12 protein-coding genes are annotated in these 10332 nt (G+C 72.7%); 6 read left to right on the forward strand and 6 right to left on the reverse strand.

All coding sequences use genetic code 11. The features are described from left to right. The 4 genes from N798_RS14840 to N798_RS14855 all read right to left on the reverse strand — a co-directional run. Positions 1-819 (reverse strand): NAD(P)/FAD-dependent oxidoreductase (locus N798_RS14840; protein WP_035949893.1); only part of this gene is annotated, 819 nt, incomplete at its 3' end. Beyond that, positions 812-1354 carry an isoprenylcysteine carboxyl methyltransferase family protein gene (locus tag N798_RS14845; protein WP_035949895.1) on the reverse strand — a complete coding sequence of 181 codons (543 nt, stop codon included), beginning with the start codon at positions 1352-1354 and terminating at the stop codon, positions 812-814. The genes N798_RS14840 and N798_RS14845, both read right to left, overlap by 8 nt. Next, a complete protein-coding gene (locus tag N798_RS14850) occupies positions 1351-2466 on the reverse strand; it encodes a type III polyketide synthase (RefSeq protein WP_052117406.1) in 1116 nt (371 codons plus the stop codon). Before N798_RS14850 ends, N798_RS14845 begins: the two co-directional genes overlap by 4 nt. Then, the gene (locus N798_RS14855; protein ID WP_035949899.1) at positions 2463-3257 is read right to left on the reverse strand and encodes a UbiA family prenyltransferase; all 795 of its coding nucleotides are present in this window, start codon (positions 3255-3257) and stop codon (positions 2463-2465) included. The genes N798_RS14850 and N798_RS14855 overlap by 4 nt, the downstream gene beginning before the upstream one ends. Before the next feature lie 33 nt (positions 3258-3290). Here N798_RS14855 and N798_RS14860 point away from each other — a divergent pair, with 33 nt between their 5' ends. From N798_RS14860 to N798_RS14870, 3 genes are all read left to right on the forward strand, one after another. Further along, the gene (locus N798_RS14860) at positions 3291-4136 is read left to right on the forward strand and encodes a maleylpyruvate isomerase family mycothiol-dependent enzyme (protein ID WP_035949900.1); all 846 of its coding nucleotides are present in this window, start codon (positions 3291-3293) and stop codon (positions 4134-4136) included. Between the two features lie 81 nt (positions 4137-4217). Further along, positions 4218-4736 carry a MarR family winged helix-turn-helix transcriptional regulator gene (locus tag N798_RS14865; RefSeq protein WP_084100792.1) on the forward strand — a complete coding sequence of 173 codons (519 nt, stop codon included), beginning with the start codon at positions 4218-4220 and terminating at the stop codon, positions 4734-4736. Beyond that, complete coding sequence (locus tag N798_RS14870; protein ID WP_035949902.1) at positions 4733-6400, forward strand: MDR family MFS transporter; 1668 nt, start codon at positions 4733-4735, stop codon at positions 6398-6400. Before N798_RS14865 ends, N798_RS14870 begins: the two co-directional genes overlap by 4 nt. A gap of 127 nt (positions 6401-6527) precedes the next feature. Here N798_RS14870 and N798_RS14875 read toward each other — a convergent pair whose 3' ends face one another. Further along, positions 6528-7730, reverse strand: a complete 1203-nt coding sequence (locus N798_RS14875) for an MFS transporter (protein ID WP_035949903.1) — start codon at positions 7728-7730, stop codon at positions 6528-6530. A 147-nt stretch (positions 7731-7877) separates the two neighbouring features. Between N798_RS14875 and N798_RS14880 the strand changes: the two genes are divergently transcribed. From N798_RS14880 to N798_RS14885, 3 genes are all read left to right on the forward strand, one after another. Beyond that, positions 7878-8231, forward strand: coding sequence for a hypothetical protein (locus N798_RS14880; RefSeq protein ID WP_035949905.1), 354 nt, complete (start codon positions 7878-7880; stop codon positions 8229-8231). 106 nt (positions 8232-8337) lie between these two features. Continuing rightward, the gene (locus tag N798_RS18210; RefSeq protein ID WP_156971759.1) at positions 8338-8490 is read left to right on the forward strand and encodes a hypothetical protein; all 153 of its coding nucleotides are present in this window, start codon (positions 8338-8340) and stop codon (positions 8488-8490) included. Positions 8491-8558: 68 nt separating this feature from the next. Continuing rightward, entirely contained in the window at positions 8559-9260 is a 702-nt protein-coding gene (locus N798_RS14885) for a LuxR C-terminal-related transcriptional regulator (RefSeq protein ID WP_035949907.1), read from the forward strand. A gap of 68 nt (positions 9261-9328) precedes the next feature. Here N798_RS14885 and N798_RS14890 read toward each other — a convergent pair. After that, positions 9329-10332 (reverse strand): dihydrolipoamide acetyltransferase family protein (locus N798_RS14890; protein WP_035949908.1); only part of this gene is annotated, 1004 nt, incomplete at its 5' end.

Genomic DNA, 10332 nt, shown 5'->3' on the forward strand with positions numbered 1-10332 from the left:
CTGGGCGAGGCCGAGGGCCAGCCCCTCCCCGGTGAGGGCGTCGACGTAGCCGGCGGCGTCGCCCACGAGGAGCACCCGACCGTCGACCCGGCGCCGGGAGCGCTGGCGCAGCGGGCCCGCACCCAGGACCGGCGACCGCGGGTGGTCGGCGACCCGGTCGTGGACGGCGGGGAAGGCGGCGAGGAGCTCCTCGAACGGCCGGCGCTCCGCGCTGAGGAGCGCCACCCCGACCTCGTCGGACCCGACCGGGGTCACGTACGCCTCACCGACGGGCGACCAGTGCACCTCGACCATCGACGACCACGGCGCGGTGGCGACGTGGACGCGCAGGCCGTAGCGGCGCAGCCCGGCCCGCGGCCGCTCGGCGTCGAGCCCGAGCATCCGCCGGACGGGCGAGTGCAGACCGTCGGCGGCGACGACGTGGCGCACGCGTTCGCCGTCGACGAGGACGTGGTCGGTGCACTGCTCGACCTCCCGCACCCCCCGGGGCACGACCTCCACCCCGGCAGCGCGCACCGCGTCGAGCAGGGCCGCGTGGAGCCGGGTGCGGCGCACGCCCAGCCCGGGTCCGGACCGGAAGGGGGCGTCGACGGCGTGCCGGCCGTCGAGGTAGCGGATGCCGTCGATCGGCCGGCCCTCCACCTCGACGCCGAGGTCGCGCAGGGCCGCGAGCGCGCCGGGCATGAGGCCCTCGCCGCACGCCTTGTCGATGACCCCGGACCGCGGCTCGCGCACGGTGACCGCGAGACCGGAGCGGACGGCATACAGGGCGGTCGCGAGGCCGACGGGCCCGCCGCCGACGACGAGGAGGTCACGCACGGCGGGCCTCCTCGAGCGTCGGGAGGGTGGCGAGGGCGGCGTTCTCGGCGCGCAGGCGGACGGCGAGCAGGAGGGCGTTGGCGACGGTGAAGACGAGGGCCGTCACCCAGCTCGCGTGGACGAGCGGCAGCGCGACGCCCTCGGCGACGACCGCGACGTAGTTGGGGTGCGAGAGCCAGCGGTAGGGGCCCGAGCGCACGGGCGCGAGGCCGGGGACGACGATGACGCGGGTGTTCCAGCGGCGGCCGAGGGTGGCGATGCACCACCAGCGCAGGGCCTGGGCGGCGACGACGACCGCGAGCATCGACCACGCGAGCGCGGCGGGGACGACGGGTCGGCGGACGAGGGCCTCGACGAGCATGGCGACGAGGAAGCCGGTGTGGAGGACGACCATGGCGGGGTAGTGACCCTGGCCGGTCTCGACTCCTCCGCGCGACAGGCTCCACGCGGCGTTGCGCTTGGAGACCACGAGCTCGGCGAGGCGCTCGAGCCCGACGAGGAGGACGACGACGACGAAGGCAGTGAGGCTCGTCATCGCGCGCCGTCCCGCTCGTCGACGTCGAGGGCGCGCAGCAGCACGAGCTCGGAGCAGAAGCCCGGGCCCATCGCCATGAGGAGACCGTGGGTGCCCGGCGATGGCGGCCGGTCGGCGAGGGTGTCGGCGAGGACGTGGAGCACCGAGACCGACGAGAGGTTGCCGATGCGCGAGAGGCTGTCGCGGGTGAGCGACACGTCGTCGTCGGTGAGGCCGAGCGTGTCGCGCAGGGCGTCGATGACCTTGGGCCCGCCGGGGTGGCAGACCCACCAGCCGATGTCCTCGCGGGTGAGCTCGTGGTCGGCGAGGAAGCGGTCGACGTCCCCGTCAAGGTGGCGCGAGACGATCGCCGGGACGTGGGCGTCGAGGACGATGCGCAGCCCCGAGGCGCCGACGTCGAAGCCCATCGTCCGCTCGCTGTCGGGATAGAGGCGGCTGCGGGAGTCGAGCACCTCGACGTGGCTCTCACGCTCGGGCCCGCCGAGGACGGCGGCGGCGGCGCCGTCGCCGAAGAGCCCGCTCGCGACGAGGTTGGCGGTGCTCGTGTCGTCGGGCTGGACGGTGAGCGAGCAGAGCTCGACGGCGACGAGGACGGCGACGTCGTCGGGGTGGCCGAGGAGGTGGTCGTGGACCCGCGCGATGCCCGCCGCTCCCGCGACGCAGCCGAGGCCGAAGAGCGGGATCCGCTTGACGTCCTCGCGCAGCCCGACGACGCCGGCCATCCGCGCGTCGAGCGACGGGACGGCGAGGCCGGTCACCGTCGTCGACACGATGAGGTCGACGTCGGTCGGGGTGAGGCCGGCCGCCTTGAGCGCGTCCTGGAGGGCACGGGCCCCGAGGGCGACGGCGTGCTCGAGGAAGAGGTCGTTGGCCGCGTCGAAGCCGTCGAGCCCCTCGTAGGCGTCGAGCGGGAGGACGAGGTGGCGCTGGGCGACACCGGCGTTGCCGTGGATCGAGCGCAGCAGCCGCGAGCTCACCGGACCGCGCGCGCCGACGACCCGTTCGAACATGTCGGTGATCTCGCCCTGCGTGTGACGGTGCGGAGGCAGCGCCGTCCCGACGGACAGCAGGCGGGTGTGCACAAGGGCCTCGCTTCGCGCCGATCGGCTCATCGGGCCACCAGGAGGACGACGTCGGTGAGGGCGATCCCGACGGCGGAGTAGAACGGTGCCCGGCCGCGGCCGACGAGGGCGAGCCCTGCCAAGCCTGCCACGACGAGTGCCCCGACGGTGGTCCCGGCGAGGCCGACCGTGCCGGTGACGAGCAGCGCGGCCGTCGCGGCGACGAGCAGCACCACGGCGAGCAGGGTGCTGCGGCGCGCGCCGAGCCGGTGCGGCAGCCCGCGCACGCCGGTCGCCTCGTCGTCGGCGAGGTCGGGGACGGCGTTGAGCAGGTGGGCGCCGACGCCGAGGAGCGCACCTCCCGCCACGACCTCGGTCGGGGGCGTCGAACCTCCGGCGAGGTGGACGAAGACGGGCAGCCCGCCGAACGACACGGCATACGGCAGCCACGACGCGGACGTCGCCTTGAGCCACAGGTTGTAGGACCACGCCGACGCGACGCAGAGCAGGTGCACGAGCCCGGGCACCAGGCCGCAGGCGAGCGAGAGGACCACGGTGGCGACGACCGCCGCGACGCACGCCCACCGGACGAGCCCCACGGTCAGCTCCCCGGTGGCGAGCGGCTTGTCGGACCGGCCGACGGCGGCGTCGCGCGACCGGTCGCGCAGGTCGTTGGACCAGCCGACCGAGAGCTGCCCGGCGAGGACGGCTGCGGTGACGAGGACCGTCCTCGCGGGCCCCAGTCCTGCGGAGACGGCGAGGAGGAGGGTGAGCACGGTGACCGCGAGCGCCGGGCCGGCATGCGCCGCACGCAGCAGGGCACCCGCGCCGGTCGTCACCACCCCCTCACCCTAGGCACTCACTAGGGTGACGGCATGACGCTCCACCCGGCCGCACCCGAGGACCTGCCCGCGCTCACCGCGGCCTACGCGCAGACCGTGCAGGCGATCAGCGACCTCGGGCACTCCCTGCGCCCGGGCGACGCCGAGCGCGACACGGCCTGCCCCGGGTGGACCGTGCTCGACCAGTTCGCGCACGTCGTGAGCCTCGAGGCGTGGGTCCAGGGCGAGGAACCGCCCGGCCTCTCGGCGGACGAACAGGCGCAGACGCCGCACATCAACGACGTCGTCGACCGCTTCCTGACCTCGCGCCGGGGCCGCTCGCTCGAGGAGCTGCTCGAGGAGCTCGACGCGCTCGTCTCGAGCAGGGTCCGCCACCTCGAGGCGGAGACGACCTCGTCCGAGGACCCCGCGACCGGACCGTTCGGCCCGACGACGCTGCTGGGCCTCATGTCCAGCCGGCTCTTCGACCTCTGGGTGCACGAGCAGGACATCCGCGAGGCCATCGGGCGACCGGGCAACCTCGACACCGCGGCGGCCGCCCACACCGTCAACCTCCTCTTCCGCGCCCTCCCGCGCATCGTCGCCCGCACGGCCGCCGTCCCGCACGACCACGCGGTCATCCTCGACCTCACCGGCCCGGTCGTCGGCCGGGCGGGTGCCCGGGTCGAGGAGCGCGACGGCAAGGCGCACGGCATACCCCTCTTCACCGGCGAGGCCGAGCAGCACCCGGACGTCGTCACGACGACGCTCACCATGTCGACGCAGGCGGCGACGCGGCGCGCGGCCGGACGGGTGAGCACCGCCGACACCCACGTCACCGTCACCGGCGACGAGGAGATCGCGCGGCGCGTCCTCGACGCGCTCGTCATCACCCCCTGAGGCAGGCGCCGCCGCGCCTCCGGGGCTCTCCGTCCCGGCACTCGGTTGTGTGATGCAACCATCAGGTGCACACTTGCTTGTATGCCGCAACCACCCGACAGTGACTCGGTGCGCTCCTCGTTCGGCGACTCCCTCGTTCGGGCGATGAAGCTCATGGGCGCCGTGAAGCAACGCGCGCCCCGGGTCCACCCCCAGGTCGACCCCGTCGGCTACCCGCTGATGTTCAACCTCGCGGGCGACCCGCGCCGCGTCTCGGAGATCGCCGAGCGCGTCCACCTCGACATCTCGACCGTGAGCCGTCAGGTGAGCGCGCTCGTCGCACAGGGTTACGTCTCCCGGGTCGCCGACCCGCGGGACGGCCGCGCGCACATGCTCACCCTCACCGACGCGGGCCGGGAGCTGCTCACGACGCTCCGCGACCGGCGCAACGCCTGGCTCGGCGAGGTGACGTCGGAGTGGAGCGAGGACGACATCGCCACCTTCGACACGCTCCTGCGCCGGTTCGCCGAGGACGTCGAGGCGCACCCGCTCTTCACCCCGCGCGACCCCTCCGTCAGGGACGCGACTTCCGAGGACCACTCCAGCAAGGACCCCGCATGACCGCCACCGCCACGACCGACCAGCCGCTCACCCACCGACAGATCGTCACGATCCTCGTCGGGCTCATGTCCGGCATGTTCCTTGCCGCGCTCGACCAGACGATCGTCGCCACTGCGATCCGCACGATCGCCGACGACCTCAAGGGACTCGAGCACCAGGCCTGGGCGACGACCGCCTACCTCATCACCTCGACGATCGTCACGCCCCTCTACGGCAAGCTCTCCGACATCTACGGTCGCAAGAAGTTCTTCACCGCGGCCATCACGATCTTCGTCATCGGCTCGGTGCTCTGCACGTTCGCGACGTCGATGTTCGAGCTCGCCGCGTTCCGCGCGGTGCAGGGGCTCGGCGCCGGCGGCCTCTTCTCGCTGGCCCTGGCGATCATCGGCGACATCGTCCCTCCGCGGGAGCGCGCGAAGTACCAGGGCTACTTCCTCGCCGTGTTCGGCACGTCGTCGGTGCTCGGCCCGGTCATCGGCGGCTTCTTCGCCGGCGCCGACTCGATCCTCGGCATCACCGGCTGGCGCTGGGTCTTCCTCGTCAACGTGCCGATCGGCATCGCCGCCCTCGCGCTCGTGTCACGGACGCTGCACCTGCGCCACCAGCGCCTCGACCACCGCATCGACTGGACCGGCGCCGCCCTGCTCTCGGTCTCGCTCGTGCCGCTGCTCCTCGTCGCCGAGCAGGGCCGCGAGTGGGGCTGGGGCTCGACCAACGCGGTCGTCTGCTACGCCATCGGCGTCGTCGCCGGGGTGCTCTTCTTCTGGCAGGAGCACCGGATGGGCGACGAGGCGATCCTCCCGCTCTCACTCTTCCGCAACCGCACCGTGGCGGTGTCGTCGGCCGCCTCGATCCTCATCGGCATCGCGATGTTCGGTGGCCTCGCCTCGCTGCCGCTCTACCTCCAGATCGTCAAGGGCGCCTCCCCCACCGAGGCCGGTCTGCTCCTCGTGCCGATGACGCTCGGCATCATGTCGGGCTCGATCATCTCGGGCCAGGTCATCAGCCGCACCGGCCGCTACCGCTGGTTCCCGATCGTCGGCGTCGGCCTGCTCATGGTGTCGCTCTTCGTCTTCCACTACGTCGAGTTCGACACCCCGCTCTGGCAGACGATGATCGTCATGGTCTTCTTCGGCCTCGGGCTCGGCTTCAACTTCCAGCCGCTCACGCTCGCCGTCCAGAACGCCGTGCCCCCGCAGCAGATCGGCGTCGCCACGTCGACGGCGACCTTCACCCGCCAGATCGGCGGCACCATCGGGACCGCGGTCTTCCTGACGATCCTCTTCTCGCTCGTCCCGGAGAAGATCGCCGCGGCCATGCGCTCCGTCGCGCCGACGCCCGAGTTCCAGACGGCCCTGCGCGACCCCGCCAACGCCGAGTTCGCCCGTCAGATGTCGCAGTCGCAGGCGTCGGGCGATGCCTCCGCAGCCGCGAGCAGCGGTGTGCTGCAGGACAGCTCGTTCCTCAGCACTCTGGACGAGCGCCTCGCCAAGCCGTTCCTCATGGGCTTCTCCGAGGCGATGGACCACGTCTTCCTCGTCGGGGCCGCCGTCATGGTGGTCGGCTTCGTCATCATGTGGTTCCTGCCCGAGGTCGAGCTTCGCAAGGGCTCGGCCTACCAGGAGCGCAACGAGGCTGACGCCGAGGCCGCCGCCGGCCACTGAGGCTGCTACCGAGACGCCATGGGGCTCGCGAGCCTGTCCGCTCGTCCCGAGCCTCGTTGACGAGGCTCGCGAGACGCGATCGGGCTCGCGAGCCCGGCGTCCTGACGCGCGACCGACGACGATCGTGTCAGGTGGCTACACCGGCGCGCACGGCCCGCGCCACCTGTCGGCCGGACAACGCGGCGATGACGGCCGCGAGCAGGGCGGCGCCGACGGGCAGCGCGAAGGTCTCGTGGGCCCCCCACGCGTCGACGAGCACGCCGCTGAGCGCCGTGCCCGACGCGAGACCGATGAGCAGCCCGGTGATGACGACCGCCATCCCCTCGGTGAGGAAGGCCCGGGGCACGAGGTGCTGCACGAGCGTCATGCCGGTGATGAGGGTGGGCGCAGTCGCCGAGCCCGCGACGAGCATCAGCAGGGCGAGGCCCCACAGATCACTGACGAGAAGCACCGGCACCTCGAGGACGAACATCGCCATCGCGCACCAGACGAACCGCCGGGCGATCGAGCCGGAGAAGCGGCGGGTGCCGAAGACGACCGCCGAGACCGCCGAGCCGAGCGCGAAGGCCCCGAGGATGACCGAGCTCATGCCCGTACGTCCCGCCTCGTCGGCGACCGCCACCGCCACGACCTCGTTCCCGCCGAAGACGCCACCGACCATGAACATCGCCGCCGCGACCGCCGCCACCCCGGGCCGGGTGATGGCGAGCCCGTGCGGGCGCTCGTCGTGCGGGACGACCGGCGGCTCCGACCGCCGCTGCGAGAGGAAGAGCACCGATCCCGCGGTGAAGACGACGTAGGCGAGTAGCAACCCGGCCTCGGGGAAGAGCACCGTCGCCGCGAGCACGCCGAGCACCGGCCCGAGGACGAACGCGGCCTCCTCGACGACCTGCTCGAGCGACATCGCCGCATGCAACGCGTCGGGCTCGTCCCGCAGCAGCCAGGCCCACCTCGCCCGCGACATCGGACCCATCTCGGGGAGGAAGGCCGAGACGGCATACCCGACGAAGAGGGTCCACGCGGGCGCGCCCACCGCGGACAGCACCACGGTGACGAGCCCGGCAACGAAGGTCAGGAGGATGAACGGCATCGAGGCGCGGCGCTGGCCGAGCTTGTCGACGAGGCGGCCGATGACCGGGCCCGCGACCGCGAGGACGACGATCCCGCCGGCCGAGACGGCGCCGGCGAGCCCGTAGGAGTCGCGACGGGTCGCGATCATGACGATGATCGCGACGCCGAACATCGCACCGCCCACCCTCGACAGCGCTCCCGCGGCGAGGAACCGCCACGCTCCCGGGATCGCGAACAGGGGGCGGTACGTCGAGAGCACGGCTCACTCTCTCGCACCGCGGCCTCGCGATCCGACCGGGGGGTGGCGGGTGCCCGCCAGCACCCTCGCCATCGATCGGTCTGCACCGTGAGGGTGTTGTGGTGCGCCCGCCCGGGCGCCACAACGTCACAACGACCGGAGATCCTCGTGAAGCGCACACTCACCACCCTCGTCACCGCCCTCGGGCTCGCCACCGCAGCGGTCCCCGCGGCCACGTCCGCCTCGGCAGCCACCACGGGGACCCTCCCGGATGGCACGTGCATCTACGTCGCGGAGGCCGACACCAAGCTCTACGAGGACACCCAGGGCAACATCAACTACCGGGGGTTCTTCACCGACATCAGCCAGTACACCCGCGTGGCGGGCCCCTGCCGCAGCGCGGACGGCTGGACGCAGATCTCCCGCGTCTACGCCTTCGGCGACTGGCACTCCGTCGCCTCCTTCACCGGCGACAAGGACTACATGCGCACCAAGCTTCTCTTCTTCTACGGCACGAAGTAGCTGTCGGCACCAGAGGGGCGGCGGGTCCCCGCCATCCTCATGGCGATAGGGCGCCCCGGCTCCTACGCTGCACCAGAGGCGACGCACCAAACTTCGAGGGGGATGCATGAAGCGCACGGTCGGACGAGCAGTGGTCGCGGTGGCGCTGGGGCTCCTCGCCCTCGTGACGACCTCGGCGGGTCAGGGGACCGCCGAGCGGGCCGACGACAGCTCGGTCGTCGTGGCCGTGCCCCCGGGGTGGCGCTGGGGCACCGGCTGACCGTCCGGCGACGGGGTTCCCGACACCTCCGTGCCGATCCTTCCTAGGATCGGCGCGGAGGTGTTCGCGTGTCCGCAGGTTCCACGTCGTCCGTCCGTGACCACACGGCGCGCTTTGCCGACGCCTGGAGCGCCGCACTGCGCGAGCGCGGCGCCGACCGCTGGTCGGTGCTGGCCACGACGCCGGAACGCCTCGAGGAGCAGCTCGCCCTCATCGAGGCACGCACCCGACGCTCCCTCGTCAACATGCAGAGCCGGTGGTGGATCGACCCTCACGACCGCAGCGCCTCGCTCGACGACCGGTCACGCGCCCGCGGAGTCACCGTCACGCTCTTCGTCCCCCGGCGTGCGCTCGAGCTCTCGCCCCTTCTTCCCTCGACCCACGCCGACGTCTGGGTCGCGCCGGTGCTGCAGGACGCCATGCTCGTCGACGACACCCTCGCCATCCTCAGCGGCGGCCTCGACGACGACGGTCAGCGCGTCTTCTGCTCCACGACCGACGCCGAGCTCGTGGGCCTCCTTCGCGAGGTGGTCGTGGCGCTCAGGCAGGTGGCCGTGCGCCCCGACGAGGTCACCGGTCGCAGCCCGCTCACGCCGCGGCAGGTCCAGGTGGCCCTCGCGGTCGCGCGGGGCGACAAGGAGACGACGACCGCCCGACGGCTCGACACCTCCCTGCGCACCGTGGAGCGAGAGGTGAGCGCCGTCATCGCACACTTGGGCGTCCGGACCCGCCAGGAGGCGTCCCTCGCCATCCTCGGCGAGCGCACCTGACAACCCCGCCCACACGGAGACGTCCCTCCGACAACGTGTCGGAGGGACGTCTCGGTGGTGACCGGCGCTCAGCCCCAGACGAGGGCGCGGGACGGGTCCTCGAGGATGGCGGCGACGTCGGCGAGGTAGCGGGACCCGAGCTCGCCGTCGACGAGGCGGTGGTCGAAGCTCAGCGCCAGCGTCGTGACCGACCGCGGCGCGATGGTCTCGTTGCCGGCCTCGTCGGTGACGACCCACGGACGCCGGTTGATCGTGCCGAACGCGAGGATCGCGGCCTCACCCGGGTTGAGGATCGGCGTGCCCGCGTCGATCCCGAAGACCCCGATGTTGGTGATCGTGATCGTTCCGCCTGACATGTCGGCCGGCTGCGTGCGTCCCTCGCGGGCGGTCGCGGTGAGCCCACCGATCGCCTCGGCGAGACCGCGCAGGTCGAGCCGGTCGGCGTCCTTGATGTTGGGGACGACGAGCCCGCGCGGGGTGGCCGCGGCGATGCCGAGGTTGACGTAGCTCTTGAGGACGATCTCCTGCGCCTGCTCGTCCCACGCCGCGTTGATCTCGGGGTTGCGGCGCGCCGCGAGCACCATCGCCTTGGCGAGGATGAGCAGCGGGGTGACCTTGACGTCCTTGAACTCGCGGTCCTTCTTCAGCTTCGCGACGAGGTCCATCGTGGCCGTGACGTCGACGGTGACCCATTCGGTGACGTGCGGCGCCGTGAACGCACTGCCGACCATCGCCTGCGCCGTCATCTTGCGCACGCCCTTGATCGGGACGCGCACCTCCCTCTCGCCAGAACCGAACGGCCCGTATGCCGGTGTGGCAGAACCGATCCCGACCGCCGGAGCCGCGGTGGACCCGCCCGCAGCGGCGGGTGCGCCGGCAGCGGCCGGTGCGCCCGCGGCATACGACTCGACGTCGGCGCGCGTGACGATGCCGCCGTCACCCGTCGCGGGCACGGAGGTGAGGTCGACGCCGAGGTCCTTGGCGAGCTTGCGGACCGGCGGCTTGGCCAGCACCTTGCCGCCGCCGCCGTTGCCCGACGGTGCGACAGGTGCCGGAGCGGGCTCGGCCACCG

The sequence above is a fragment of the Knoellia flava TL1 genome (assembly GCF_000768675.1).
Taxonomy (GTDB): Bacteria; Actinomycetota; Actinomycetes; order Actinomycetales; family Dermatophilaceae; genus Knoellia; species Knoellia flava.